We start from the raw sequence: 25,684 nt of genomic DNA on the forward strand, positions 1-25,684 counted from the left end.
TTGCCTCAGGCGTTCGCCAGCCGCATGTCGATGCGGCGCGACGCGCGTGGATCGGGTTCGGGCTCGAGCATGTCCTGCAGCGAAATGCCGCGCAGCGACTGCGCGATCACGTCGTTGATGCGTCGCCAGTTGCGGCGCAGCCCACAGGACGATTCGAGCCCGCACTGGCCGTCGTGGACACTGCATTCGGTGACCGACAGCGGGCCTTCCATCGCCTCGATCACCTCGATCAGGCGGATGTCGCGGGCGGGGCGCGCCAGGCGGTAGCCGCCGTGCGCGCCGCGGAAGCCCTCGACCAGCGCGGCCTGTGCGAGCGGCTTGAGCACCTTGCTGACGGTGGTGGCTTCGAGCCCCGCGCGCTCGGCGATCTCGGTCGCGCTCAGCACTTCGCCCGCGGACGCGGCGAGGACCGTGAGCACGACGGTCGCGTAATCGGTGAGCTTGGTGACCCGCAGCATGGGGCCGAGACCTCGTCCGGACGGTTGAATCGGGACCGATATTGTACGATTTGCGGCCGGCCATCGCCATGCCGCGAGCGCAGGGTCGGTTCAGCTGCAGTCGCGTGGATGACCCCGGAGCGGCAGCGCGGCAGAATGCGGTTCCCCTCCAGCCGGTGTACCGCATGCCCAGCAAGATCGTCGCTCGTCGTTCCAGCATCCACGGCACCGGCGTGTTCGCCACCGCGCCGATCGCCAAGGGCGAGCGGATCATCGAGTACCGCGGCCAGCGCCGGACCCACGAGGATGTCGACGCCGGCGACGAGGGCTCGGCGGAGTCGGGCCACACCTTCCTGTTCACGCTCAACGACGAGTACGTCATCGACGGCGCGCGCCGCGGCAACGTGGCCAAGTGGATCAACCACAGCTGCTCGCCGAACTGCGAGTCGATCATCGAGGAGGCCGAGGGCGACGACCGCACCAGGGACCGCGTGTTCATCGAGGCCAAGAAGGCGATCAAGGCCGGCGAGGAGCTGACCTACAACTACGGCATCACCCTCGGCGAGCCGCATACCGCGCGCCTGAAGAAGGTATGGGCCTGCCTGTGCGGCAAGAAGAACTGCACAGGCACGATGCTGCAGCCCAAGCGCAAGCCGGTGCCCAAGCCGAAGGCGAAGGCGGCCTCCACCGGACGCTCGAAGACGGCGACCAAGAAGAACGGCCGTAGCGCGGCCCGCAAGCGCGCGTGATCCGAAGCGGCCGCGGCGCAACGCGGCCGTGACTTACGACAGTCGGCCGCCCACGCGCGGCCGACTACGCTGCGGCCACCCCGGCACCTTCGTGCCAATCGGAGCCGCCCCATGCCCGCCATGCCCCGCGCCGCGCTCGCGCTCGCATTGCTCGCCGCGCTCCCGGGCATCGCGTCGGCCGCCACGACGGTCGACATCGACGGTCGCATCGATACGGCCGAATGGGCCGATGCCCGCCACGTCACCGATTTCCGCCTGACTCAGCCGCTGTCGCGCGCGCCGGCGCCGCTGCCCACCGAGGCCTGGCTGAAGGCGACGCCCGAAGGCCTCGCGATCGCCTTCCGCAACCTGCAGCCGCCGGGCGTGCCGCGCCGCCGCGAGAGCGCGCAGCGCGACCAGGGCGGGCCCATGGACCGCGTCAACCTGTACGTCGACTTCGATGGCGACGGCCGTGCGGGCTACAACTTCACCATCCTGCTGTCGGACAGCATCGTCGACGGCGTGATCGCCAACGAGAACCAGTTCAGCAACGACTGGGACGGCGACTGGCGCCACGCGGTCAGCGAGGACGAGCAGGGCTGGTCGGCGGAGATGCTGATTCCCTGGCACATCGCCCCGATGCAGGACTCCGTCGGCGACACGCGCACGCTCGGCATCGCGCTGGATCGCGTGATCGGATCCACCGGCGAGCGGGTCACCTGGCCCGCGGTGAGCTTCGCCGAGCCGCGATTCCTGTCGGTTCTGGAAAAGGTCGAAGTGCCGAAGTACAGCCAGGCGCTGCTGGCGGTGACGCCGTATGTCGTCGGCGTGTTCGACAACGTCGCTCATCGCTCGGACTTCGATGCGGGTGCGGACCTGTTCTGGAAGCCCAACGGCCAGTTCCAGCTGTCGGCGACCATCAATCCCGATTTCGGCCAGGTCGAGAGCGACCAGCTGGTGGTCAACTTCAGCGCGATCGAAACCTTCTTCAGCGACAAGCGCCCTTTCTTTACCGAGAACCAGAGCTTCTTCGACGTACCGTTCGGCTCGCTCGGCAATGCCAACCGCCTGATCTACACACGCCGCGTCGGCGGCCCGCGCGACGACGGGCAGGGCGCGGGCGACGTAACCGCGGCGGTGAAGGTCAACGGCAGCGCGGCCGGTTTCAACTACGGCGTGTTCGCGGCGACCGAAGCCGACGAGGTCGGTCGGGACTTCTACGCGCTGCGCGGCACGCGCGACCTCGACACGCAGGGGTTCGGCGCAATGCTCACGCGGGTCGAGCGGCCGTACTTCGACCGCGTCGCCACGGTGGCCGAGTTCGACCATCGCTGGACGCCGTCCGAGGCGCTGACCGTGCGCACCACCGCGGTCGGCTCGACGATCGAGCAGGGGGCGGGCACCGTGCGCGACACCGGCGCGCAGACGCGCATCGACCATTCCTTCGGCGACGGCTGGCGCCAGCAGCTCTACCTGCTGCACCTGGGCGACGCGCTGCAGCTCAACGATTTCGGCTATCTCGAGCGCAACAACTTCAATTACGCGCGCTACGAGATCTCGCGCCGCTTCACCGATCTTCCGAAGGAATCGGCGTATGCGAGCCACCAGTGGCGCGTCGCCGCCTCGCGTCGCGCCAACGACCACGGCATCAAGATCGCCGACGCGTGGGCGTTCAACCGCACCAGCGAGATGCGCGACGGCGGATCGGAGTTCTTCGAGGTGGCCGGCTATTCCTCGGGCCACGACGACCTGGTGACGCGCGGGAACGGCGTGGTGCGCATGCCGTCGAAGGCGTTCCTGTTCTACGAGCGGAATGTCCCGCGCCGCGGCCCGTGGGGGCTGTACTGGAACGCGCGCTACGCGGCCGAAGGCCTCGGCGGCTGGGACCACGGCTCGTTCACCGTAGACGTCGAGCCGACCTACTTCATCAACGACCGCGCGAACGTCGGGCTGGCCCTCCAGCTCAAGCACGACCCGTCGCTGCTGCTGTGGCGCGCGGCACCGGGCGAAGGTCCGTCGCTCGCGACCTACCGCACCGACCAGGTGTTCCTCGCGGCAGCCGCGACCTGGCTGATCGACAGCCGGCAGGAACTGCGCGTGCGGCTGGAAGCCATCGGCCTGGAGGCGCGCGCCAAGCAGTCGTACGCGCTTGCCGCCGATGGAACCCCGCTGCCCGTCGGGCGTCGCCACGAGGATTTCGGCCTCGGCAACATGGGTTTCCAGGTGCGCTATCGCTACGAACTCGCGCCGCTGTCGAACCTCTACGTGGCCTACGTGCGCGGTGGCAGCATGGCGATGGAGCCGGTCGCCGACGGCATCGATGCGGTCGACTGGCTGAGCGATTCCTTCTCGCTGCGTGACAGCGAGCAGCTGCTGGTCAAGCTGGCCTACCGCTTCGACATCTGAGTGGCGACGTCGCGCCAGCCGGCAGGCGTGACGATCGCCACGCCATGCTCGCGTTGCATGCGACGGTGCAACCGCAGCAACTCGGCGTCGCGGCTGATGATGGCGTCAGCGCCGGCGGTGACCGCGATCTCCAGGAACATCTGGTCGTCCGGGTCGCGGCATCGCGGCAACTGTGGCCGGGTGTCGATTGCCAGGTGCGCTGCCAGCGCCGACGCGGCGGCATGGCAGGCCAACGCGTCGGCCTCCGACAGCCGCAACGGCTCGTAGCGCAGCACGCGCGCGAGTTCCTCGAGCGCGCGTTCGTCGATGGCGATGCGCAGGGCCCCGACCCGTGCCGCGGTCTCGAACCCGTCCAGTGACCGGTCACGGAACACCAGCAGGTCGAGCCAGCCATTCGTGTCGAGCACGAACGTCGGTACCACGCACGCCATCGATCAGGGGCCGGCGTCGCGCACGGTGGCTGAGAGGATGCGCCACGCGCCCATTTGCGAACGCTGCAGTGCATAGCTCGCCAGCACGTGGCGCTCGCTGCCGTCGGCACCGTGCGCGCGAATCTCGACGGGTACGCTCACGCGGCCGGTGGCGTCCGCGCTGGCCATGCCCACGCCGACGCTCGCGCCTTCGCTGCGCGCGAGTTCCACCACCATCGAATCGTTCGGCGTCGTGGCCCACAGGCCCTGCGCCCGCAGCAGGGCACCCGCGCCGAGGGCCGACATGTACTGCGAAACGAGGCCGCTGGCGCCGGCGACGTCCACGGCTGCGGCAGGCGCCGGCGCCATCGTATCGACAGGCGCGGGCAGGCCGCTCGCATCGGCATCGGGGACAGCCGATGCAACATCCGCGTCCGCACCATTCCCGCTGCCGTCGACCGGCGCCGTCTCCTCCGCCGCGATCGCGGGTTCCGTCGGCGGTGGCGGCGGCTGCGTGGGCATGCCGGTGACGCTCGCGCCGGGCGCCGCCTCGGGCGTCGGCAGCGACGACGACGGCGTGCCGTCCGACACCGCGGGCGGCACGGCATCCGCCGCGGCGGCGCGCTCGCGATTGCAGCCCGCAAGGACCAAGGCCAGTGCGATAGACGCACCGGCACGCATGGGGCGACCCTCAGTCGCCCAGCTGGACCACCACCTGACCATCCTGGATCTTCGTCCCCTCGACGCGGCGCGCTCCCAGGCGGCCGATCAGCGTGTCGTCGAACTCGTAGATCGGTTCCTTCTGGGACCAGTCCGACAACCATTCATTGACGGCGCCGCGCAGCGTGTCGTTCATCCGGCCGCCGAGCGTCGCGAGCTGTACGTTCTCGACGCGCGGCTCGAACAGATGCAGCCCGCGCGTGGCGGGATCGTAGCGCAGCGCGCTGGTCAGCGTGAACGAGCCTTCCGGCGTCCGCGCCGTGTGGCCGAGCGCGCCGACCGCCATGTCGAATTCGACCTGCAGACGGCGCTCGCCCGGCGGGATCGACAGCCGCGGGTTCATCAGGGTCAGCGTGACCAGCCCGCCGAGGCGCTGGTAGTCGCGCGGGAAGCGCTTGACCAGGCGCTGCTGGATCTCCTGCTGGGAGAAGCTCACGGTGTCCGAGCCGAGCAGCAGGCCGACGGTCGAGCACGCGGTGGTCAGGAACAGCGCGGCGGAAGCGGCGAAGACGAAGGCGGGCAGGGCGCGGCGCATGCGGTGATTCCTCGGCGTTGTGCGCCGACCTTAGCCACGCGCGGTGAATGCGGGGTCACCGCCCATCGAGCGCGGCGCTTACCGATGCCTCGACGATCGACCACGCACGGGTGACCGGGTCGCGGCGCACCGTGTAATGGCCGGTGTAACGATAGAAGTGTCCGTCGGTGCCGGTCAGCCGCAGCTGTACTGGCACGCGCACGCGCTCCGGCGGCACGGCCTCGCCCAGCGGCTCGGGCGCGTCGCTGCCGATGCGGAAGGCGGCGGCGGGCAGCAGCGCGCGCAGGCCACCCTCGACCCGGTCGTCGGGTGCGCGGCCATCGCGCCAGAGCGCATTCGCCTCGTCCCAGCGCGCCGCGCCGGCAGCCTGCAGATACTTCTGTACGAGGTCTGCGGCCTCGGCGAGCGCCTGTGTCGACTCGATGGATGCAGAGGATGCCGACGAAATCCGCGGCAGCGCGCGGTCGCCCGGCGTTGCCTGCAACGGGTCGACTGACGCGGCCCTCGTCGCCGGCAGCTCATCGTCGGTCTCACGGCAGCTGTGCACCAGCCAGCCGCCCAGCAGTACCACAACACCCAAAGCCAGCCAGCGTTTCATGATCGTCCTCCAGGTCGTCGAAGCATGCCATCGCCACGGCCGCTTTCACGCACCGGCGGCGACGGCGGACGTATCCCGTGGCCATCGCACACGGAGATACGCCATGCGCCCGTCCTTCGCCCGCCTGATGCCGCTGGTGCTGCTGCTGCCGACGCTGGCCCTCGCGCAGAACGTACACCTGCAGGGGCGCTTCCTGCCCCTGCGTGGGCCGGAGGCCGATGCGCGGCCACCGGTAGGCGAAGCACGCGCGGTGGTCGACGAGGACGGCGACGTGCGCATCGACCTTGTGGTCTCGGGCCTGACCGAGCGCGCGACGTCCGCGACGCTGCACACGGGCGATGCCGGCGATAACACCGAGCAGGTCGCACGCCTGGATGTCGTGGCCGACGGCAGCGAGGCACGCATCATCGGCGGCACGGCCGACCTCACGCCGATCGTCGCGCAGCAGGTGCGCAATGGCGCGGCCTACATCGTGCTTCGCACCAGCGAGCATCCCGACGGCGTGCTGCGCGCGCAGCTCACACCGCAGGCACGCACGCTCGACACGGCGGGCAACGGGCCGTGACGGTAAACGCCGGCTGAGTGTTTCACGCCCTCTTTACGAAGTTCAGGAAGCGGTAAGAGCGTCGCCCTGACGATGCGACTGCGCGCCATCCCGGCGCACGGAGCATCCGCATGAAGCACCTCACCGCCGCGGTAGTGGCCCTTTCGATGACCGCGTTCGCCGGCGCCGCGTCGGCGCAGCAGTACTCCACGTATCCGGCGGACGGCTACGCCGCGCCGGGCGATTACGACTATGCGCGTGTGCTGCGTGTCACCCCGGTCTACGATCCGCGCGGCTATGCCGCGAGCACCGGTGCCGAGCGCTGCACCGAAAGCCGCACATATGCCGGCGGCTATCGCGACGATCGTTATAACGACGCCTACGACCCCTCCCGCGACGATCGCCGCTACGACGGTTACGGCAACGTATCCCGCGCTCCCACCCAGGGCGGCAGCACGGCGGCCACGATCATCGGCGGCATCGTCGGCGCCGTGGTCGGCAGCCAGGTCGGCGGCGGCAGTGCGCGTTACGCCACATCGGCGATCGGCACCATGGTCGGCAGCCAGGTCGGCAAGCAGATCTACGACAACGCGCATCGCGATCAGCGCGTCGGACGCGTGGTGGTCTGCGATCCCGTGCAGCCGGGTGCCTACGGCCGTGGCGCGACGAGCTACGACGTGGTCTACGAGTACGGCGGTCGCCAGTACACGACGCGCACCAGCTACGACCCGGGCAACCGCATCCGCGTGCGCGTGGACGTGCGCCCCGAGTAACCGCGACGAAGCGCCGAACGACGAAGGGCCGGCGATCGCCGGCCCTTTTTCGTCGTCACGCCGCGGTCGCTCAGTCCTCTTCGACCTTCGGTCGGTAGCTTTCGGCGAGCTTCTGCTGCACGTTCGAGGGCACGGGCTCGTAGTGGCTGAAGTCCATCGAATAGCGCCCGCGACCTGCGGTGATGGATTTCAGCTCCGCGGCGAAGCCCTCGAGTTCCGACAGCGGCACCTGCGCCTTGACGATCACCTCGCCGCGCGAGGAATCCGTGCCGAGGATGCGCGCGCGCTTGCCGGCCAGGTTGCCGCTGACGTCGCCCATGTTCGCCTCGGGCGCGGTCACCTCAAGGTCGACGATCGGCTCAAGCACCTGTGGTCGCGCCTTCAGCACCGCGTCGACGAAGGCGCGCTTGCCCGCGGTGACGAACGCGACCTCCTTGCTGTCCACGGGATGGTGCTTGCCGTCGTAGACGACCACGCGCACGTCCTGCAGCGGATAGCCGGCGAGCGCGCCGGCGGCGAGTGCCTGCCGCACGCCTTTCTCGACCGCGGGAATGAACTGGCCGGGGATCGTGCCGCCCTTGACCTCGTCGGCGAACTCGAAGCCGCGGCCGCGGTCCAGCGGCTCGATGCGCAGGAAGACCTCGCCGAACTGGCCGGCGCCACCGGTCTGCTTCTTGTGGCGATGGTGGCCCTCGGCGCGCGTGGACACGGTCTCGCGATAGGGAATGCGCGGGGGATGCGATTTCACCTCGACGCCGTAACGCTCCTTCAGCCGGTCCAGGTTGATGCGCAGGTGCAGGTCGGACAGCCCGCGCACGATGGTCTCGTTGGTCTCGACGCTGTGCTCGACGAGGAAGCACGGGTCTTCCTCGGCCAGGCGATGCAGCGCGGTGGCGAGCTTCTGCTCCTGGCCCTTGCTGGCCGCTTCCACGGCAAGCCCGAACATCGGCTTGGGGAACGCGAGTGGCGCGAGGTGGATGTGGTCCTCGTCGTGGCTGTCGTGCAGCACGGCGTCGAAATGCAGTTCCTCGACCTTCGCGACCGCCGCGATGTCGCCGGGAATCGCCTGGTCGACCTCGATGTGCTCCTTCCCGCGCAGCTTGAACAGGTGGCCGACGCGGAACGGCTTCTTGCCGTCGTCGACGAACAGCTGCGTGTCCTTGCGTACGGTGCCCTGGTAGACGCGGAACACGCCGAGCTTGCCGACGAAGGGATCATTGACGATCTTGAAGACGTCGGCGATGACGTGCGCGGACGGGTCGGGCCTCGCGTCGATCGGCTGCGCGTCCTCGCCCGTGCCTTTCACGAACGACGGCGGATTGGCCTCGCCCGGATGCGGGAACAGACGCTCGGCCACATCGAGTAATTCGCGCACGCCCACGCCGCTGCGCGCCGAGCAGAACAGCACCGGCACCAGGTGGCCCTCGCGCAGGCACTGTTCGAAGGCGTCGTGCAGCTCGTCGCCGGACAGGCCGTCCTCGCCGACGTCGAGGAAGCGTTCCATCACCGTCTCGTTGATCTCGACCACCTGGTCGATGATCTTCTGGTGCCAGTCGGCGACCGGGCCGAAGTCGCTGTCGCCGGTACCCCTGCCGAAGCAGTCGACCACCGCGCTGCCGCCGTTCGCGGGCAGGTTCAGCGGCAGGCATTCGGGGCCGAAGCTCTCGCGCAGGTCGTCGAGCAACTGGCGGCAATTGCCGTGGTCGATCTTGTTGACGACGATCGCGCGGCACAGGCCTCGGTTTTTCGCGTACTCCATCATGCGGCGGGCGCCGTATCCGACGCCCGCATCACATGCCACCACGATCGCGGCGGTCTCCACCGCCGCGAGTGCCGACAGCGCAGGGCCGCGGAAGTCGGGATAGCCCGGCGTGTCGATGAGATTGACGTGGATGCCGGCGTGGTCGGTGCTGGCGATGCCGACGTCGACCGAGTGGCCGCGCTGCTTCTCGATCGGGTCGAAGTCCGACACCGTGCTGCCGCGCTCGATGCTGCCTGCCGCGGAAATCGCGCCGCCGGCATGCAGCAGGGCTTCGAAGAGCGTGGTCTTGCCGGCGCCGGGGTGGCCCGCGAGGGCCACGTTTCTGATCTGTTCGGTGGTGTAGGCCATGTCCGGGAGCTCCTTGTGGGGGAAGGGGAGCAGCCGTCGGGCGGGGGCGTCGTTGTCGGCGTCGTGTCCGGCCGCATCGCGGGCCGCGTGCGGTCCGGGCGATGCGCCGTCATGGCTGTCCGCGCAGCGCGCCTTCGCATTGCGCGAGGCGGGCCGTCATGGCGGGGCTGACCGCACCATAGCGCGGGCGACTGCGGCCGTCGCGTTGCGCTGCACAAGCAGCGGGACGCCGATCACAGGGGCTTACCGGTGCGGTCGTAGCCTCGGCTCTTCCCGTGCAGGAGACCCGCGATGGCCATTACCCGATATGCGACGGCCCGTTGGGAGGGCGACCTGAAAGCCGGCGCCGGCCGGCTGGAGACGCCGCGCAGTGGCGTCCTGGCCGGTACGCGCTACGGCTTCAACACACGCTTCGGCGACGAGAACGGCACCAATCCCGAGGAGCTCATCGCCGCCGCGCATGCCGGCTGCTTCGCGATGGCGCTGTCGGCGCAGCTGAGCGAAGCCGGCCATCCGCCGTCGTTCGTCGAATCGCGTGCGGACGTCGAGCTGTCCATGGACGGTGGCCCGCACGTCACCGGCGTAAAGCTCAGCGTGCGCGGCGAGGCACCCGGCGTGTCGGCCGACGAATTCCGTCGGCACGCGGAGACTGCGAAGGCGAACTGCCCGATCTCGAAGCTGCTCGCCTCGGTGCCGATCTCGCTCGACGTGCGCGACGCCTGAGCGGCGACATCGCCCTCACCAGTCGATCGACCCGCTCACCACCGTGCGCACCTGGCCGCCGGACCAGACGTCGCCGGCCTCGTCCACGTGCAGTTGCAGGCGTGCGTCGAAGCCGACTTCGCGGCCCTGGCTGACCACGTAGCGGCCGCCCTGGCCGGGCAGGCGATCGTTCTGCGCCAGCCAGGCGGCGAGCGTGGCGTTCGCGGCGCCGGAGGCGGCATCCTCGAACTGCGCGGGCGCGCCGACGAAGGCGCGCACGACGAGGTGGTACCCGTTGCCCGCGTCCGCACGCGCGAATGCGCAGACGCCCATGCTCTCGGTACGCGTCGCGAGCTGCGAGATCGCGCCCCAGGCGGGGTCCAGCGCGCGCAATGCGGCCTCGCTCTCCACTTCCACGAGCCACCAGCGGCGCCCACCGTCCATCAACGCGGGCGGCAGCGCACCGAGCGGCATGCCGGCGATCGCACGCGCGATGCGCGCGTCGTCCGGCGCGACACGCTCGACCAGCGAGGCGCGCGGCGTGCGCACCGCGATCGTGCGCGACGCACCTTCGCCATCGATGCGCAAGGGCAGCACGCCGGCGGCGCCTTCCTGCATCAGCAGCCCGTCGTGCGGCGCGGCCAGGCCGGCTTCGAGAACGACATGCGCCGTGCCCACGCTCGGATGACCGGCGAAGGGCACCTCGCGGCGCGGGCTGAACATGCGCACGCGGTAGCTCGCGCCGGGCGCAGTCGGCGGGAACACGAAGGTGGTCTCCGGCAGGCGTGTCCAGCGCGCGATCGCCTGCATCACGCCATCGTCGAGCCCTTCGGCATCGAGCACCACCGCCAGCGGATTGCCGGCGCCCGGGCGGTCGGCGAACACGTCGAGCTGTATGTAACGTCGAGTCATTGGGATAGGCATAGCGCTCACCACGTGACGGTGCCGCGGACCACGGCCTGCACGCGGCCGCCGATCCAGACCTCGCGGTCGGTGCCGACCTGCACCTCGACGCGGCCGTCGCGCCCGACCTCGCGGCCCTGGCTGGCGACGTAGCGCCCGTTGCCCGGAAGGCGGGCGGCCTCGGCCAGCGCGGCGCCGATCGCGGCATTGGCGCTGCCGGTCACCGGGTCCTCGGGGATGCCGTCGGCGGGGCAGAAGGCGCGCACGACGATGTCGTAGCCCGTGCCGGCATCGGCCCGCGCGAACACGGCGAGGCCGACGGCGGCGTCGCCGGTGAGCGCGGTGATCGCGGCGGAATCGGGCTGGAGGCCGCGCACGGTGGTCTCGTCGGCCAGCTCGGCCAGCCACCAGCGCGGGCCGTTGTCCCAGAGCGCGGGTGTGATGTGGCCGCGCGCGACGCCGGGCAGAGCGGCGTCGAGGCGCGCCTGCCAGCCCGCGGGCGGCTCGATGCGCTGCGCGCTTGGCGCGCGCAGGCGGATCGCGCGGTCCGCGCCGACCTCGACGGGAAGCTGGCCCGCGGCGCAGTCCTGCACGATCGACGTGCGGCCGGCGTCCACCCGGCCCGACTCGATCGCGGCCCAGGCCGCGCCCACGCTCGGGTGGCCCGCGAACGGCAGCTCCTGCCGGGGCGTGAAGATGCGCACTCGGTAGTCGGCGCCGTCGCCGGGCGGCAACAGGAAGATCGTCTCGGACAGATTGGTCCAGTTGGCGAAGGCCTGCATCGCGGTCGTGTCGAGGCCGTCGGCGTCGACCACCACGGCGAGCGGATTGCCCGCGCCGGGGCGGTCGGCGAAGACGTCGAGCTGGAGGAAGCGGCGCTGCGTCATGGAATCGGCCACCGGCGTGAGGGGGCGGCATTGTCGCCGGGCGCGGGCGGTCCGTCATCGCATAAAATCGCGCGTTCCCATGAGCACGACATCCGCCCCCGGCGGGCGCGTGCTCCCATGTCCGCCCGCGGCGCCTGCCGCGCGCCCTCCAGGAAACCTCGTGACCGCTTCGACGCGCTGGGTCGTACTCAAGTTCGGTGGCACCTCCGTGTCCCGCCGGAACCGTTGGGACACCATCGGGCGCCTCGCGGCCAAACGCGCGCAGGAGGAAGGCGCACGGGTGCTGGTGGTCGTGTCCGCGCTGTCGGGCGTGACCAACGAGCTGCAGGCGATCGCGAACGCCGGCGCTGGCGATATCGCGGATGCGAAGGTCGCAGCGCTCGTCGCGCGCCATCGCGAGTTCTGCGGCGAGCTGGGCCTCGATGCCGATGCCGTGCTCGGCGAGCGCCTCGCGGCGCTGTCGGCGCTCGTCGCCGATCCTCGTGCGTCCGAGCGCCGCCTCGACTGGCAGGCCGAGCTGCTCGCGCAGGGCGAGCTGCTCTCGTCGACGCTGGGCGTGGCCTATCTCGCCTCGCAGGGCGTCGACATCGGCTGGTGCGATGCGCGCGAATGGCTCGACGCCGTGGCGCTGCCGAACCAGAGCGATTGGGCCGGGCGCCTGTCTGTGAACTGCGGCCACCGCACCGATCCCGCATTCGCCGCGCGGTTCTCCGCGCATCCGACGTCCATCGTGCTGACGCAGGGCTTCATCTCGCGGCATGCCGATGGCGGCACCGCGATCCTGGGCCGTGGCGGCTCGGACACCTCGGCCGCGTATTTCGGGGCGCTGCTCGGCGCCGCGCGCGTCGAGATCTGGACCGACGTGCCCGGCATGTTCACCGCGAACCCGCGCGAGGTGCCCGACGCGCGCCTGCTCGCGCGGCTGGACTACGCCGAGGCGCAGGAAATCGCCACCACCGGCGCCAAGGTGCTGCATCCCCGCTCGATCGGCCCGTGTCGCGATGCGAAGGTGCCGATGGCGATCCTCGATACCGAGCGTCCCGACCTGCCCGGCACGCGCATCGACGCGACCGCTGCGACGGTGCCCGGCGTCAAGGCCATCAGCCGGCGCAACGGCATCGTGCTGGTGTCGATGGAGTCGGTGGGCATGTGGCAGCAGGTCGGCTTCCTCGCCGACGTGTTCGAACGCTTCAAGCGCCACGGCCTGTCGATCGACCTGATCGGCTCATCGGAAACCAACGTCACCGTATCGCTCGACCCGAGCGAGAACCTCGTCACCACCAACGTGCTGAGCGCGCTGAGCGAGGACCTCGCCGAGGTCTGCCGGGTGAAGGTCATCGCGCCCTGCGCGGCGATCACGCTGGTCGGCCGCGGCATGCGCTCGCTGCTGCACAAGCTGTCGGATGTCTGGGCGACGTTCGGCCGCGAGCGCGTGCACCTGATCTCGCAGTCGTCCAACGACCTCAACCTGACGTTCGTGGTCGACGAGGCCGATGCCGAGGGCCTGCTGCCCACGCTGCATGCCGAACTGGTGCGCGGCGGCGCGATGCCGGTGCTGGACGAAAGCGTGTTCGGCCCGGCCTGGCGCGACGTCGTGCACGGCCGCCCCGATCGCGCCACGCCGTGGTGGGTCGCGCATCGCGACGAGCTGCTGGCGAAGGCCGCCGCGTCGACACCGCGCTACGTCTACCACCTGCCGACGGTGCGCGAGCGCGCGCGTTCGCTGCTTGCCGGCGGCATCGTCGATCGCGGCTTCTACGCGCTCAAGGCCAATGCCCACCCTGCGATCCTGCGGGCGCTCGAGGCCGTCGGCTTCGGCTTCGAATGCGTGTCGGTGGCCGAGGTCGAACACGTGAGGCGCACGCTGCCGGCGCTCGATCCGTCGCGCATCCTGTTCACCCCGAGTTTCGCGCCGCGCCGCGAGTACGAGGCGGCCTTCGAGGCGGGCGTCAATGTCACGCTCGACAACCTCGAGATGCTGCATCGTTGGCCCGACGTAGTACGCGGTCGGGAGGCCTGGCTGCGCCTCGACCTCGGCCACGGCGACGGCCACCACGAGAAGGTGAAGACCGGCGGCGCGGAGGCGAAGTTCGGCCTTCCGATCGCGCGCTTCGACGCGTTCATGGCCGAGGCGCGCGCGCTCGGCCTGCGCATCACCGGCCTGCATGCGCACCTCGGCAGCGGCATCGACGATCCCGCGCACTGGCGCGAGGTCTACGGGACGCTGGCCGCACTGGCCGATTCCTCCGAGGGCATCGACACGATCGACATCGGCGGCGGCTTTCCGGTGCCGTACACGCCCGATGTGCGGCCGTTCGACCTCGACGCCTGGCGCGAGGGCGTGCGTGCGATCAAATCCGCGTATCCGCGATGCCGTCTCGCCATCGAACCCGGCCGCTACCTCGTGGCGGAAGCCGGCGCGCTGCTGCTGCAGGTCACGCAGGTGGTCGAGAAGGACGGCGTGCGCCGCATCGGCCTCGATGCCGGCATGAACGCGCTGCTGCGGCCGGCGATGTACGAGGCCTACCACGGCATCCACAACCTCACGCGCGACGGCGACCCGTCGCTCGACACCTTCGACGTCGTCGGCCCGATCTGCGAATCGGGCGACGTGCTCGGCCGTCACCGGCGCCTGCCGTCGGCGACGGGCGAGGGCGACCTCGTGCTGATCGCCGACGCCGGTGCCTACGGCATGGCGATGGCGAATACCTACAACCTGCGGCCGCTGCCGGCCGAGGACATCCTCGATGACTGACTGGCGCTTCTCGCGCGATTCCATCCGCAGCTTCCGCTTCGTCCGCTGCGGCTTCGACGCGGCCACCGGCGTGGCGCAGCTCGTCTACGCCTTCGACGACGGCCCCGAGCTGGTGGAGACGGTCACCGTGCCCGGCGCGCCGTTCGCCCTGGACGGCGATCGCGCAAAGGCGGTGGAACGGGCGCTGCGCCTGCTGCACCTCATCGCTGGCGTGAGCTACTACAAGGCCGCGGTGCCGAAGGACATCCTCATCGAGTCCTACGCGATCGACGCGGCCACCGCCGCGCTGCTCACCGAGGTCTACGAGAGCGGCCTCGGCGAGTTCGCCTACCGCAACGGCCTGCAACTGCGCGGCGCGATCCGCTTCCCGTCATCGGCCGCTGCGAGCGGCGATGCGCCCTCGCTCGGCCTGCGCCAGCACGCGCTAGTGGCGATCGGCGGCGGCAAGGATTCGCTGGTCAGCATCGAATCGCTGCGCGGCGCCGGCATCGATCAGACGGTGACGTGGATCGGCGGCTCGCAGCTGATCCAGGCCTGCGCCGAGCGCACCGGCCTGCCGACGCTCAACATCGGCCGCCAGCTCGCACCGCAGCTGTTCGAGTACAACCGCAGCGGCGCGTGGAACGGGCACATCCCGGTCACCGCGGTGAACTCGGCGACCTTAGCGCTCGCCGCGCTGCTGCACGGCGTCGACCAGGTGGTGTTCTCCAATGAGCGCTCGGCGAGCTACGGCTCGATGATCGAGGGCACCGGCGAGGTCAACCACCAGTGGTCGAAGGGCTGGGCCTTCGAGCAGGCCTTCGCCAAGCACCTGCGCACGCATGTCGCCGCCGACCTTCGCTACTACTCGCTGCTGCGCCCGCTGAGCGAGCTGGCCGTCGCGCGGCAGTTCGCGAAGTCGGACCGCTACGACCAGCACTTCTCCAGCTGCAACCGCAATTTCCACATCCTCGGCGAGCGCCCGGCGCAGCGCTGGTGCGGCATCTGCCCGAAGTGCCATTTCGTGTTCCTGGCGCTGGCGCCGTTCATGAGCAAGCCGCGCCTGGTCGGCATCTTCGGGCGCAACCTGCTCGACGACGCGTCCCAGACCGGCGGCTTCGACGCGCTGCTCGAATACCGCGACCACAAGCCGTTCGAATGCGTGGGCGAGGGCCAGGAATCGCGTGCAGCGATGGCGGCGCTCGCGCAGCGCCCGGAATGGCGCGAGGACGCGATCGTCGAGCGCTTCGCGCACGAGATCCTGCCGCAACTGGACGACGTGCCGGCGATCGAGCCGCTGCTCGTGATCTCAGACGAGCACGGCATTCCCGATGCGCTGTGGAACCGCCTGCGTGCGCATCTCGCAGCTTGACGGCCGGCGCGTCGCGCTCTGGGGCTGGGGCCGCGAAGGCCGCGCCGCGTATCGCGCGATCCGCTCGCGCCTGCCGGCGCTGCCGCTGACGCTGTTCTGCAGCGAGGCCGAGGCCGGCGATGCGCGCGCGCTGGGTGACGGCGCGCTGGCGATCGCCACGCGCGTCGATGGCGAGTCGCTCTCGGCGTTCGACGTCGTCGTCAAGTCGCCGGGCATCAGCCCGTATGGCGAGGGCGCTGCCGCGGCGACGGCGGCGGGTACGCGGTTGATCGGCGGGACGTCGCTGTGGTTCGCGGAACATGCGGACGTGGTGGGCGTCGTCGCGAATGCCGTCTGCATCACCGGCACCAAAGGCAAGAGCACCACGACCTCGCTGCTCGCGCACCTGCTGCGCAGCGCCGGCCATCGCACCGCGCTCGCCGGCAACATCGGCCTTCCGCTGCTGGAAGTGCTGGAGCCGCAGCCGTCGCCCGATTACTGGGCGATCGAACTGTCGAGCTACCAGACCGGCGACGTGGCGATCAGCGGCGCGCATCCGGCGGTCGCGGTCGTGCTTAACATCTTCCCCGAGCACCTCGACTGGCACGGCTCGCACCAGCGCTACGTCGAGGACAAGCTCAAGCTCGTGACGCACGCCGGGCCGCGCATCGCGGTGCTCAATGCGGCCGACCCGATTCTCGCCGCGCTCGAACTGCCCGCCGGCATCGACGTGCGCTGGTTCGGCGATGCGCGCGGCTGGCACCTGCGCGGTGACGTGCTGCATCGCGGCGACGAGGCGGTCATGGACACGCTCGGCCTGCCGCTGCCGGGACGCCACAACCGCGGGAACCTCGCCGCGGTGCTGACGGCGATCGAAGCGCTGGGGCTCGACGCGCGTGCATTGGCGAGGGCCGCCTTCGACTTCCGCCCGCTGCCGCACCGGCTGCAGTCGCTGGGCGAACGGGGCGGCGTCACGTACGTCAACGATTCGATCAGCACCACGCCGCATGCCACGCTGGCGGCGCTGGACTGCTTCGCCGATCGCGATGTCGCGGTGCTCGTCGGCGGACATGACCGCGGCCTCGACTGGTCAGGTTTTGCGGTGGCAATGCGCCAGAACGCGCCGAAAGTCGTGGTGACGATGGGCGCCAATGGTCCACGCATCCACGCGCTGCTGAAGCCCGTGGCCGCGGACGCCGGCTTCGCGCTGCTGCAGGCGGCGGACTTGGGCGACGCGATGACGCGCGCGGCAGATGCGTTGAGGGCGGCCGGCGCGACGTCGCCGGTCGTGCTGATGTCGCCCGGCGCGCCGAGCTTCGGTGCCTACCACGACTACGTCGATCGCGGTCGCGACTTCGCCCGCCGCGCGGGCTTCGACCCCGAGATCATCAGCGCGATTCCGGGCCTGGGAATCGCCTGAGCCTCCGCGCCGACGGGCTGCACGTCGGCGCCTCGATCAGCGCGGTACGCTCCGGGCATCCCGCCCCCGGAGACTGCCATGACCCGCACGCGACGCTTCCGTTTCACGGTCACCGCGCTGCTGATGGCCGCCACGCTGCAGACGCAGGCCGCGATGCGCACGCGCGAAGTCGACTGGACGATCGACGGCAAGCCGTTCCGTGGCGTGCTCGTCTACGACGATGCGGGCGCGAAGAGCCGCCCGGGCCTCGTCATGGTGCCCAACTGGATGGGCGTGAACGCATCGGCAGTCGAGAAGGCCAAGGCGGTGGCCGGCAAGGACTACGTCGTGCTGGTGGCCGACGTCTACGGGCGCGACCTGCGGCCCAAGGACGCGAAGGAGGCGGGCAAGGCCGCCGGCGTGCTCCGGGGCGAGCGCGCGCTGCTGCGCAGCCGCATGCAGAAGGCCGTCGACACGCTGCGCGCGCAGGCGTCCGCGCCGCTGGATGCCTCGCGCATCGGCGTGTTCGGGTTCTGCTTCGGCGGCACGGCGGCACTTGAGCTCGCACGTTCGGGAGCGCCCTTGGGCGGCGTGGTGGCGCTGCATGCGGGCATCGATACCACCCTGCCCGCGCAGGCCGGCGCGCTGAAGGCACCGGTGCTGGTGCTCAATGGCGCGGCCGACAAGGGCGTCAGCCGCGAAGCCGTGGCGAAGTTCCAGGACGAAATGACGCGGGCCGGCGCCGACTGGCAGTTCGTCGACTTCGGTGGCGCCGTGCACTGCTTCGCGGAGCCGGACGCCGGTAACGACCCGTCCAGCAATTGCCGCTACGACGAGCGTTCGGCCAAGCGCGCATACCGGATGATGGCGGACTTCTTCTCCGAGCGATTCGCGAAGACGCCGCGGCGCTAGATTGCGCGCCGCGCGTGACGCCAACGCGCCACGTCTCAGCGGCATCGCCCTGTACCGCTCGCCGCACTGCGAACGCAGGCATCTTCAGGGCTGCCGGCCGAATGACACATGCCGGGAGGGTCATTCGTGCGGCGACACGCGCCGCGTAGCCGCGGCCAAGGCAGCCCGCGACGCAGCGGGCTAGACCTCGCGGCTCACCGCATAGCGCGCGAGACCGCGCAGCGCATCCGTGTAGGCGTTCACAGGCAGGGCCGACAGCGCGGCTTCGGCACGCGCCGCGTACTCGTCGGCACGCGCGCGGCTGTAGTCGAGCCCGCCGGTCGCACGGATGGCCGCGACGACCTCATCGAGCGCCTCGGCATCGCCCGCACTGACGATCTCGCGCAGGCGCGCCGACGTGGCTGCATCGCTGTGCGCGATCGCGTGGATCAGCGGCAGCGTCGCCTTACCCTCGGCGAGGTCGTCGCCGATGTTCTTGCCCAGCACATCGGCGTCGGCGGCGTAGTCGAGTACGTCGTCGGCGATCTGGAAGGCATAGCCGAGGTCGAGGCCGAAGGCTTCCAGCGCGTCGACCTGCTTGGCGGGCGCACCGGCGAGCAGGCCGCCAAGCCGGGTCGCCGCGGCGAACAGCACGGCCGTCTTGCGTTCGATCACGCGCAGGTAGGCGGCCTCGTCGGTATCCGGGTTGCGGATGTGCAGCAGTTGCAGCACCTCGCCCTCGGCGATCCGGTTGGTGGTGTCGGCGAGGATCTGCATTACCTCCATGCGCTGCAACTCGACCATCAGCTGGAAACTGCGCGAGTACAGGAAGTCGCCCACCAGCACGCTGGCGGCATTGCCCCAGACGGCGTTGGCGGTGCGACGGCCGCGGCGCATGTCGGACTCGTCGACCACGTCGTCGTGCAGCAGCGTCGCCGTATGGATGAACTCCACGACCGCCGCGAGCTGGTGCGCGCGTGCGTCGATGGCCGCCTCGCCGCCGGCCGCGCCGGAAGCGAGCAGGAGCAGCATCGGCCGCAGGCGCTTGCCGCCCGCGCCCACGATGTACTCGGCAACTTGGTTGATCAGCACCACGTCCGAGGCGAGGCGACGCCGGATCAGCGCGTCGACCGCGGCCATCGGCGCCCGGGCAAGCGCCTGGATCTCGGACAGGGTGGGGGACGGCATCGAAGCGTCTCGCGCGGTGGGAAAGCGGCCGGCGATTATAGGCGGCGCGGCCTGCGGAGGGACTTTTTCCTACGCGGCAGCGTGGCGGCGGCCGACCCCCGACGGCCGCCGGGTATACTTCAATGTCGGCCGTCACTCACGGCCCCGAAAGGACAGAACTCATGGCACGCGGCGTCAACAAGGTCATTCTCGTCGGCAATCTCGGCAACGATCCCGAGGTCAAGTACACGCAGGGCGGCATGGCGGTGACGACTCTCAGCCTCGCCACCACCAGCGTGCGCAAGGACCGCGACGGGAACCAGCAGGAACGCACCGAGTGGCATCGCGTGAAGCTGTTCGGCAAGCTCGGCGAGATCGCCGGCGAGTACCTGAAGAAGGGCCGCCAGGTCTACATCGAAGGCTCGATCCGCTACGACAAGTTCACCGGCGCGGACGGCGTGGAGAAGTACTTCACCGACATCGTCGCCGACGAGATGCAGATGCTCGGCGGTGGTGGCGAAGGCGGCGGTGGCATGGGTGGCGGTCGTGGCGAGTTCCGCGGCGGTGGCGAACGTGCACCGCGCGCGCCCCAGTCGGCCCCGGCGCCGCGCCGCGAGGCCCCGGCCGCGCGCAACAACGATTTCGGCGGCGGCGACTTCGCGGACGACGACATCCCGTTCTGATCGTCGTCGGGCCGTCACGCGAGGGCGGCCATCGCCACCTCCACTGCAAGGAGCAGACGCTTGACCACTTGGCTCGTGACCGGCGGCGCCGGTTTCATCGGCGGCAATTTCGTGCTGGACGCCGTGCGGCGCGGTATTCGCGTCGTCAATCTCGATGCGCTCACCTACGCCGGCAACCTCGACACGCTGTCGGCCCTCGAAGGCCATCCCGGCCATGTGTTCGTGCAGGGCGACATCGGCGACGCCGATGTCGTCGCGCGGCTGCTCGCCGAGCATCGCCCCGATGCGGTGATCAACTTCGCCGCCGAGAGCCATGTCGACCGCTCGATCGACGGCCCGGCCGCGTTCGTGCAGACCAATGTGGTCGGCACCTTGAGCCTGCTTAAGCGCACGCGCGACTACTGGCGCTCGCTGGAAGGCGAGGCACGCGACGCGTTCCGTTTCCTGCACGTCTCCACCGACGAGGTCTACGGCACGCTCGGCGAGACCGGCAAGTTCACCGAGACCACGCCGTACGCGCCGAACTCGCCGTATTCGGCGTCGAAGGCCGCGTCGGACCACCTCGTGCGCGCCTTCCACCACACCTATGGCCTGCCGGTCCTCACGACCAACTGCTCGAACAACTACGGGCCGTACCAGTTCCCCGAGAAGCTCATCCCGCTGATCGTCGCCCGCGCACTCGCCGGCGAGGCGCTGCCGGTGTACGGCGATGGCCGCAACGTGCGCGACTGGCTGTACGTCGGCGACCACTGCAGCGCGATCGCACGCGTGCTGGAAGCAGGCCGGGTCGGCGAGACCTACAACGTCGGTGGCGACGCAGAACGCGAGAACATCGAAGTGGTGCGCGCCATCTGCCGCCTGCTCGACGCCAGGCGCCCGCTCGCCGATGGCCGCGCGCGCGAGTCGCTGATCACCTTCGTCGCCGACCGACCGGGCCACGATCGCCGCTACGCGATCGACGCGTCCAAGCTGAAGGGCGAACTCGGCTGGGCGCCGACGGTCACCTTCGAGCAGGGCATCGAGCGCACGGTCGACTGGTACCTCGACAACCAGGCGTGGGTGAACCGCGTGCTCGACGGCAGCTACCGCCTCGAACGGATCGGCCAGGCATGAGCACGACCGGGCGCAAGGGCATCATCCTCGCCGGCGGCTCCGGCACGCGGCTGTATCCGATTACGCAGGCGATCAGCAAGCAACTGCTGCCCGTCTACGACAAGCCGATGATCTATTACCCGCTGAGCGTGCTGATGCTGGCGGGCATCCGCGATGTCCTCGTGATCAACACGCCGCACGAGCAGGCGCTGTTCCGCGCCCTGCTGGGCGACGGCTCGCAATGGGGCATGCGCATCGAATACGCGGTGCAGCCGAGCCCGGACGGCCTCGCACAGGCCTTCCTGATCGGCGAGGACTTCCTCGCCGGCGCGCCGAGCTGCCTCGTGCTGGGTGACAACATCTTCCACGGCCCGGGCCTTACCGCGATGCTGCGCGAGGCGGATTCGCGCACCGACGGCGCCACCGTGTTCGGCTACTGGGTTAACGATCCCGAACGCTACGGCGTCGCCGAATTCGATGCGGGCGGTCGCGTCGTCGGCCTGGAGGAGAAGCCCGCGCAGCCGCGCTCGAACTACGCGGTCACCGGCCTCTACTTCTACGACGGTCGTGCAAGCGAGTTGGCGTCGCGCCTCGCCCCGTCGCCGCGCGGCGAGCTCGAGATCACCGACCTCAACCGCCTGTACCTCGACGAGGGCTCGTTGCACCTGCAGCGCCTCGGCCGCGGCTACGCGTGGCTCGATACCGGTACGCACCAGTCGTTGCTGGAGGCGTCGAACTACATCGAGACGATCGAGGCGCGCCAGGGTCTGCGCGTGTGCTGCCCCGAGGAAATCGCCTGGAACAATGGCTGGATCAGCAACGATGACCTGGTCCGACTGGCGAAGCCGCTGTCGAAGAACGGCTACGGGCGTTACCTGCTCGGCCTGTCCGAGCGGGGTTACGTGCCGTGAAGTGGATTGAGACCGACCTGCCGGGCTGCGTGGTGATCGAGCCGCGCGTGTTCGGCGATGACCGCGGCTTCTTCTACGAATCCTTCAACATGGATCGCCTCGCCGAGCACGGCGTCACGCCGACGTTCGTGCAGGGGAACGTGTCGAAGTCGTCGCGTGGCGTGCTGCGTGGCCTGCACTACCAGTGGCCGAAGCCGCAGGGCAAGTTCGTGACGGTGCTGCAGGGCGAGGTCTGGGACGTCGCCGTGGACATCCGCGCCGGCTCGCCCACGTTCGGGCGCTGGACGGGCGTCGTTCTCAACGAGGAGAACCGCCGCCACTTCTGGATCCCGGAAGGCTTCGCGCACGGCTTCGTGGTGCTCAGCGAAACGGCGCTGTTCTCGTACCTGTGCACGGCGACCTACGACCCGTCCGCGGATGCAGCTGTCCGCTGGGACGATCCGTCCCTCGCGATTGACTGGCCGGTGTCGTCGCCCCTGCTGTCGGCGAAGGACTCGGCGGCGCCGCTGCTCGCCGAGGTCGCCGCCGACCGCCTGCCACGCTTCGAATGAGCACGCTGCTGATCGGTGGCACGGGGCAGGTGGGCTACGAGCTCGCGAGGCGGCTTGCCGGCGAGGATCTCGTCGTCGCGACGCGCTCGGGCGAGCGCGTGTGCGAGGGCTCTCGGGAGGCCGCACTCGACGTCACCGACCTCGACGCCGTCCGCGCGCTGATCGCCGAGGTGCGGCCGATGCGGGTGATCAATGCTGCGGCGCATACCGCCGTCGATCGCGCGGAGGCGGAACCGGACCTCGCGTTCCGCATCAACGCCGAGGCACCGCGGGCGATGGCGGAGGCCTGCGCCGGCATCGGTGCGCGCCTCGTGCATTACTCCACGGATTACGTCTTCGACGGCAGCGCCGACGCGCCCTATCGCGTCGACGATGCCACCGCGCCACTGGGCGTCTACGGCCGCAGCAAACGCGCGGCCGAGGAAGCGCTGCTCGACAGCGGCGCCGACGTGCTTATTCTGCGCACCGCGTGGGTCTACGGCCTTCGCGGGCAGAATTTCCTGCGCACGATGCTGCGACTGGGTGCGGAGCGCGACGAACTGGGTGTCGTGGACGACCAGATCGGCAGCCCGACGCCGGCGTGGCTGATCGCCGCGGTGACGACGCAATTGCTCGACCGAGCCGACGTCGGCGGCATCCACCACCTCGTCGCCGCCGGACGCACCAGTTGGTGCGGTTTCGCGAGCGCCATCTTCGACAGCGCTGTTCGCCGCGGACTCTTGCAGCGGGCTCCGCGAGTGAAGCCGATTCCGACGTCCGCCTATCCGACACCGGCCCGCCGTCCCGCGTTCTCGGTCCTCGATACCGGCGACCTCACCGGCATCGGAATTCATCTTCCCGACTGGCGCGACGCGCTGGAAACCACGCTGGAGGGTGTCGAGGCACCCGCCGTGGGCTAGCCTAGCGGGACCGGTGGCCCGGGACGGCGCGACATGGGTCGCACGCGGGCCGACGGCACTCATCGAAGGGCTAGGGGAATGAACCGATTCAGGATCGCGGTCATCGCGGCCGTCATGGCCGCGTCGCCGCTCGCGCATGCGCTCGACATCGAGCCGTACATCCGCAAGGACAAGTTCGAGCAGATCAAGATCTCGCCCAAGGGCGATTACTTTGCGGCCACCGTGCCGATGGAGGATCGCACGATCCTGGCCGTCATCCGCCGCAGTGACAACAAGGTCACGGGTAGTTTCTCGCTTGGTAGGAACACGACCGTTGTCGGCTTCAATTGGGTGAACCCCGAGCGCGTTCTGATTTCGGTCGGCGAGAAGTTCGGTGCGCTCGATGAGCCGAGTCCTACGGGGGAGCTGTTCGCGCTGAACGCGACCAGCGGACAGGCGGATCCCCTGGTGGGCTACCGCGTGCGTCAGGAGCTGGGAACGCACATCAAGGGCAAGAAAGCAGAAGACGTCGCGGCGTTCCTGGTGGACGATCTGGCCAACGACGACAAGTCCGTGATCATCACCGTCTCGCCGTTCGCCACCGACACCTTCGCGCGAGCCGAGAAGATGGACGTCTATAGCGGCCGTCGCACTCGCGTGGCGAGCGCGCCGATGCGCAACGCCTCGTTCACGACCGACAATGCCGGTATCGTCCGCTTCGCGCACGGCGAAGACATCGACCTGAGTACCCGCCTGTACTACCGCAAGGGTGATGGCGAGCCGTGGCAGGTGATCAACGATGCCGCCGCGACCGGCCTGGATGAGGCGCCGCTCGGCTTCTCGGCCGACGACCGCATCGCCTATCTGCTTCTGGAGAGCGAGAAGGGCCCGGATCGGATCATCGCGTACGACACTGTCAGCGGCGAGCGCAGGGAGGTGATGCGCGACTCGGTGGCCGATCCGATGCAGATGATCTACAAGCCGGGCACGAACGTGCCGATCGGCGCCTACTTCGCCGCCGGCAAGCCCGAGATGCGCTTCTTCGACGAGACCAGCCCGGACGCGAAGCTCTACCGCCTGCTCGAGAAGTCTTTCGAAGGCTCCACCGTCTCGATCACGTCGGAGACCGCCGATGGAGGTGTGGCGCTCGTGTACGTCTCGAGCGACCGCAACTCCGGCGATTACTATCTGTTCGATACCAGGAAGCTCAAGGCGGACTACGTCATGAGTAATCAGGACTGGTTCGACCCCGACCTGATGAATCCGTCAGTGCCAGTGAACTTCAAGGCCCGCGACGGCTTGGCGCTGCGCGGCTTCGTGACGCGTCCGAAAGGCAGTGAAGGCAAGCGACTGCCGATGGTAGTGATGCCGCACGGCGGGCCGTTCGGGATTCGCGATTACTGGCGCTTCGACAATGACGTGCAGATGCTGGCGAGCGCGGGCTATGCCGTGCTGCAGGTCAACTACCGCGGCTCCGGAGGCTACGGCCGCGACTTCCGTTACGCCGGTGCGCGGCAGTGGGGCGGCGCCATGCAGGACGACCTGACCGACGCCACGAAGTGGGCGATCGAGCAGGGCATCGCGGATGGATCGAGGATCTGCCTGTACGGCGCCAGCTACGGCGGTTACGCGTCGTTGATGGGCGTCGCCAAGGAACCCGACCTGTACCGCTGCGCCGTCGGCTATGTCGGTGTCTACGACCTGCCGACTATGCACACGGCAGGCGACATCGCCGACCGCAAGTTGGGCCGCAACTACGTCAACGACTGGATCGGTCCGCGCGACAAGGTCGCCGAGGTGTCGCCGACGCGCCTGGCCGATCGCATCAAGGTGCCGGTCTTCCTTGCCGCCGGTGGCGAGGACGAGCGCGCGCCTATCGAGCACAGCCGCATGATGGAACGCGCACTTCGCAAGGCGGGCGTTCCGGTGGAAACGCTGTACTTCGATACCGAGGGCCACGGCTTCTATCTCGTCGAGCACCGCCGCGAGTTCTATACAAAGCTGCTCGCGTTCCTGTCCCGCAGCCTCGGCGGGGAAACGGCATCCCCGCCGGTGGCCGGCGCGAAGACCGCGACGCGCTGAGCAGAGTGGAGGCGCCCTTCGGGGCGCCTTTCCATTTGGCGTTAGCGCACCCGAGGAGTCGAGCGCTATCGATGGGCTTGTATTGAGCCTTCGCCGGATCGTGCCCCAAGCGCACGCCGCCCGCGCCTTGTCGGTCGTGGATCGTGGGTCAGGGGCGGCCCGACGTTCCGCTTCCGCAAGTGATTGAACGCC

Annotated in this window: 23 protein-coding genes and 1 pseudogene; 15 read left to right on the forward strand and 9 right to left on the reverse strand. The window is 69.7% G+C overall.

Features of this window, described 5'->3' with window-relative positions:
• Positions 1-5: 5 nt before the first annotated feature.
• Positions 6-458, reverse strand: a complete 453-nt coding sequence (locus IE066_RS02065) for an SUF system Fe-S cluster assembly regulator (RefSeq protein WP_189446666.1) — start codon at positions 456-458, stop codon at positions 6-8.
• A gap of 164 nt (positions 459-622) precedes the next feature.
• On the opposite strand from IE066_RS02065, the pseudogene IE066_RS02070 reads away from it, so the two are divergent.
• Both IE066_RS02070 and IE066_RS02075 read left to right on the forward strand, forming a co-directional pair.
• Positions 623-1,087: pseudogene (locus tag IE066_RS02070) on the forward strand (SET domain-containing protein); the annotation flags it as partial.
• A gap of 210 nt (positions 1,088-1,297) precedes the next feature.
• The gene (locus tag IE066_RS02075; RefSeq protein ID WP_229790626.1) at positions 1,298-3,571 is read left to right on the forward strand and encodes a DUF5916 domain-containing protein; all 2,274 of its coding nucleotides are present in this window, start codon (positions 1,298-1,300) and stop codon (positions 3,569-3,571) included.
• On the opposite strand, the gene IE066_RS02080 is transcribed toward IE066_RS02075, so the two are convergent.
• From IE066_RS02080 to IE066_RS02095, 4 genes are read right to left on the reverse strand one after another with little or no spacing between them, the layout of a single operon-like run.
• Positions 3,553-3,993, reverse strand: a complete 441-nt coding sequence (locus IE066_RS02080) for a putative toxin-antitoxin system toxin component, PIN family (protein ID WP_189446668.1) — start codon at positions 3,991-3,993, stop codon at positions 3,553-3,555. The genes IE066_RS02075 and IE066_RS02080 overlap by 19 nt on opposite strands.
• 12 nt (positions 3,994-4,005) lie before the next feature.
• On the reverse strand, positions 4,006-4,662 hold the full coding sequence (locus IE066_RS02085; RefSeq protein WP_189446669.1) for a hypothetical protein: 657 nt from the start codon (positions 4,660-4,662) through the stop codon (positions 4,006-4,008).
• A gap of 10 nt (positions 4,663-4,672) precedes the next feature.
• Entirely contained in the window at positions 4,673-5,236 is a 564-nt protein-coding gene (locus IE066_RS02090) for a DUF1439 domain-containing protein (protein ID WP_189446670.1), read from the reverse strand.
• 55 nt (positions 5,237-5,291) lie between these two features.
• Positions 5,292-5,834, reverse strand: coding sequence for a hypothetical protein (locus tag IE066_RS02095; RefSeq protein ID WP_189446671.1), 543 nt, complete (start codon positions 5,832-5,834; stop codon positions 5,292-5,294).
• Between the two features lie 103 nt (positions 5,835-5,937).
• Here IE066_RS02095 and IE066_RS02100 point away from each other — a divergent pair, with 103 nt between their 5' ends.
• Together IE066_RS02100 and IE066_RS02105 are read left to right on the forward strand one after the other, a co-directional pair.
• Positions 5,938-6,399, forward strand: a complete 462-nt coding sequence (locus IE066_RS02100; protein WP_189446672.1) for a CHRD domain-containing protein — start codon at positions 5,938-5,940, stop codon at positions 6,397-6,399.
• A 110-nt stretch (positions 6,400-6,509) separates the two neighbouring features.
• Positions 6,510-7,151, forward strand: coding sequence for a glycine zipper 2TM domain-containing protein (locus IE066_RS02105; protein WP_189446673.1), 642 nt, complete (start codon positions 6,510-6,512; stop codon positions 7,149-7,151).
• Positions 7,152-7,221: 70 nt separating this feature from the next.
• Here the strand turns inward: IE066_RS02105 and fusA are convergent, their stop codons facing one another.
• Complete coding sequence (gene fusA, locus IE066_RS02110; protein ID WP_189446674.1) at positions 7,222-9,261, reverse strand: elongation factor G; 2,040 nt, start codon at positions 9,259-9,261, stop codon at positions 7,222-7,224.
• A 291-nt stretch (positions 9,262-9,552) separates the two neighbouring features.
• Here fusA and IE066_RS02115 point away from each other — a divergent pair, with 291 nt between their 5' ends.
• A complete protein-coding gene (locus IE066_RS02115) occupies positions 9,553-9,984 on the forward strand; it encodes an OsmC family protein (RefSeq protein WP_189446675.1) in 432 nt (143 codons plus the stop codon).
• A 15-nt stretch (positions 9,985-9,999) separates the two neighbouring features.
• Here IE066_RS02115 and IE066_RS02120 read toward each other — a convergent pair whose 3' ends face one another.
• Together IE066_RS02120 and IE066_RS02125 are read right to left on the reverse strand one after the other, a co-directional pair.
• On the reverse strand, positions 10,000-10,875 hold the full coding sequence (locus tag IE066_RS02120) for a PhzF family phenazine biosynthesis protein (RefSeq protein WP_189446676.1): 876 nt from the start codon (positions 10,873-10,875) through the stop codon (positions 10,000-10,002).
• A 17-nt stretch (positions 10,876-10,892) separates the two neighbouring features.
• Positions 10,893-11,753: a PhzF family phenazine biosynthesis protein gene (locus IE066_RS02125; RefSeq protein ID WP_189446677.1), complete on the reverse strand. Its 861-nt coding sequence runs from the start codon at positions 11,751-11,753 to the stop codon at positions 10,893-10,895.
• A 160-nt stretch (positions 11,754-11,913) separates the two neighbouring features.
• On the opposite strand from IE066_RS02125, the gene IE066_RS02130 reads away from it, so the two are divergent.
• From IE066_RS02130 to IE066_RS02145, 4 genes are all read left to right on the forward strand, one after another.
• On the forward strand, positions 11,914-14,508 hold the full coding sequence (locus IE066_RS02130; RefSeq protein WP_189446678.1) for a bifunctional aspartate kinase/diaminopimelate decarboxylase: 2,595 nt from the start codon (positions 11,914-11,916) through the stop codon (positions 14,506-14,508).
• The gene (gene murL / locus IE066_RS02135) at positions 14,501-15,859 is read left to right on the forward strand and encodes a UDP-N-acetyl-alpha-D-muramoyl-L-alanyl-L-glutamate epimerase (protein ID WP_189446679.1); all 1,359 of its coding nucleotides are present in this window, start codon (positions 14,501-14,503) and stop codon (positions 15,857-15,859) included. Before IE066_RS02130 ends, murL begins: the two co-directional genes overlap by 8 nt.
• Entirely contained in the window at positions 15,840-17,258 is a 1,419-nt protein-coding gene (gene murD, locus IE066_RS02140; protein ID WP_189448736.1) for a UDP-N-acetylmuramoyl-L-alanine--D-glutamate ligase, read from the forward strand. Before murL ends, murD begins: the two co-directional genes overlap by 20 nt.
• A 78-nt stretch (positions 17,259-17,336) precedes the next feature.
• Positions 17,337-18,149 (forward strand): dienelactone hydrolase family protein, encoded by an 813-nt coding sequence (locus IE066_RS02145; RefSeq protein WP_189446680.1) that lies wholly within the window; start codon positions 17,337-17,339, stop codon positions 18,147-18,149.
• 180 nt (positions 18,150-18,329) lie between these two features.
• Here IE066_RS02145 and IE066_RS02150 read toward each other — a convergent pair whose 3' ends face one another.
• The gene (locus IE066_RS02150; RefSeq protein ID WP_229790627.1) at positions 18,330-19,316 is read right to left on the reverse strand and encodes a polyprenyl synthetase family protein; all 987 of its coding nucleotides are present in this window, start codon (positions 19,314-19,316) and stop codon (positions 18,330-18,332) included.
• Positions 19,317-19,477: 161 nt separating this feature from the next.
• Between IE066_RS02150 and ssb the strand changes: the two genes are divergently transcribed.
• The 6 genes from ssb (at position 19,478) to IE066_RS02180 (ending at position 25,492) form a co-directional block, all read left to right on the forward strand.
• Complete coding sequence (gene ssb, locus IE066_RS02155) at positions 19,478-19,978, forward strand: single-stranded DNA-binding protein (RefSeq protein ID WP_189446681.1); 501 nt, start codon at positions 19,478-19,480, stop codon at positions 19,976-19,978.
• 60 nt (positions 19,979-20,038) lie between these two features.
• The gene (gene rfbB / locus IE066_RS02160) at positions 20,039-21,091 is read left to right on the forward strand and encodes a dTDP-glucose 4,6-dehydratase (protein WP_189446682.1); all 1,053 of its coding nucleotides are present in this window, start codon (positions 20,039-20,041) and stop codon (positions 21,089-21,091) included.
• The gene (rfbA, locus tag IE066_RS02165) at positions 21,088-21,981 is read left to right on the forward strand and encodes a glucose-1-phosphate thymidylyltransferase RfbA (protein WP_189446683.1); all 894 of its coding nucleotides are present in this window, start codon (positions 21,088-21,090) and stop codon (positions 21,979-21,981) included. The genes rfbB and rfbA overlap by 4 nt, the downstream gene beginning before the upstream one ends.
• Positions 21,978-22,532: a dTDP-4-dehydrorhamnose 3,5-epimerase gene (gene rfbC / locus IE066_RS02170; RefSeq protein ID WP_189446684.1), complete on the forward strand. Its 555-nt coding sequence runs from the start codon at positions 21,978-21,980 to the stop codon at positions 22,530-22,532. The genes rfbA and rfbC overlap by 4 nt, the downstream gene beginning before the upstream one ends.
• Positions 22,529-23,431: a dTDP-4-dehydrorhamnose reductase gene (rfbD, locus tag IE066_RS02175; protein WP_189446685.1), complete on the forward strand. Its 903-nt coding sequence runs from the start codon at positions 22,529-22,531 to the stop codon at positions 23,429-23,431. The genes rfbC and rfbD overlap by 4 nt, the downstream gene beginning before the upstream one ends.
• A gap of 78 nt (positions 23,432-23,509) precedes the next feature.
• Positions 23,510-25,492 carry an alpha/beta hydrolase family protein gene (locus tag IE066_RS02180; RefSeq protein ID WP_189446686.1) on the forward strand — a complete coding sequence of 661 codons (1,983 nt, stop codon included), beginning with the start codon at positions 23,510-23,512 and terminating at the stop codon, positions 25,490-25,492.
• Positions 25,493-25,684 lie beyond the last annotated feature (192 nt).

The sequence above is a fragment of the Cognatilysobacter xinjiangensis genome, from assembly GCF_014651995.1.
GTDB lineage: Bacteria > Pseudomonadota > Gammaproteobacteria > Xanthomonadales > Xanthomonadaceae > Cognatilysobacter > Cognatilysobacter xinjiangensis.

Coding starts and splice junctions, on each gene's coding strand:
- IE066_RS02180 (WP_189446686.1), top strand. CDS start 23,510: ATGAACCGATTCAGGATCGCGGTCATCGCGGCCGTCATGGCCGCGTCG.
- IE066_RS02085 (WP_189446669.1), bottom strand. CDS start 4,662: ATGCGTGCCGGTGCGTCTATCGCACTGGCCTTGGTCCTTGCGGGCTGC.
- IE066_RS02090 (WP_189446670.1), bottom strand. CDS start 5,236: ATGCGCCGCGCCCTGCCCGCCTTCGTCTTCGCCGCTTCCGCCGCGCTG.
- murL (WP_189446679.1), top strand. CDS start 14,501: ATGACTGACTGGCGCTTCTCGCGCGATTCCATCCGCAGCTTCCGCTTC.
- IE066_RS02065 (WP_189446666.1), bottom strand. CDS start 458: ATGCTGCGGGTCACCAAGCTCACCGATTACGCGACCGTCGTGCTCACG.
- IE066_RS02125 (WP_189446677.1), bottom strand. CDS start 11,753: ATGACGCAGCGCCGCTTCCTCCAGCTCGACGTCTTCGCCGACCGCCCC.
- rfbA (WP_189446683.1), top strand. CDS start 21,088: ATGAGCACGACCGGGCGCAAGGGCATCATCCTCGCCGGCGGCTCCGGC.
- ssb (WP_189446681.1), top strand. CDS start 19,478: ATGGCACGCGGCGTCAACAAGGTCATTCTCGTCGGCAATCTCGGCAAC.
- IE066_RS02075 (WP_229790626.1), top strand. CDS start 1,298: ATGCCCGCCATGCCCCGCGCCGCGCTCGCGCTCGCATTGCTCGCCGCG.
- IE066_RS02150 (WP_229790627.1), bottom strand. CDS start 19,316: ATGCCGTCCCCCACCCTGTCCGAGATCCAGGCGCTTGCCCGGGCGCCG.
- fusA (WP_189446674.1), bottom strand. CDS start 9,261: ATGGCCTACACCACCGAACAGATCAGAAACGTGGCCCTCGCGGGCCAC.
- IE066_RS02105 (WP_189446673.1), top strand. CDS start 6,510: ATGAAGCACCTCACCGCCGCGGTAGTGGCCCTTTCGATGACCGCGTTC.
- rfbD (WP_189446685.1), top strand. CDS start 22,529: ATGAGCACGCTGCTGATCGGTGGCACGGGGCAGGTGGGCTACGAGCTC.
- IE066_RS02145 (WP_189446680.1), top strand. CDS start 17,337: ATGACCCGCACGCGACGCTTCCGTTTCACGGTCACCGCGCTGCTGATG.
- IE066_RS02120 (WP_189446676.1), bottom strand. CDS start 10,875: ATGACTCGACGTTACATACAGCTCGACGTGTTCGCCGACCGCCCGGGC.
- IE066_RS02115 (WP_189446675.1), top strand. CDS start 9,553: ATGGCCATTACCCGATATGCGACGGCCCGTTGGGAGGGCGACCTGAAA.
- IE066_RS02100 (WP_189446672.1), top strand. CDS start 5,938: ATGCGCCCGTCCTTCGCCCGCCTGATGCCGCTGGTGCTGCTGCTGCCG.
- IE066_RS02095 (WP_189446671.1), bottom strand. CDS start 5,834: ATGAAACGCTGGCTGGCTTTGGGTGTTGTGGTACTGCTGGGCGGCTGG.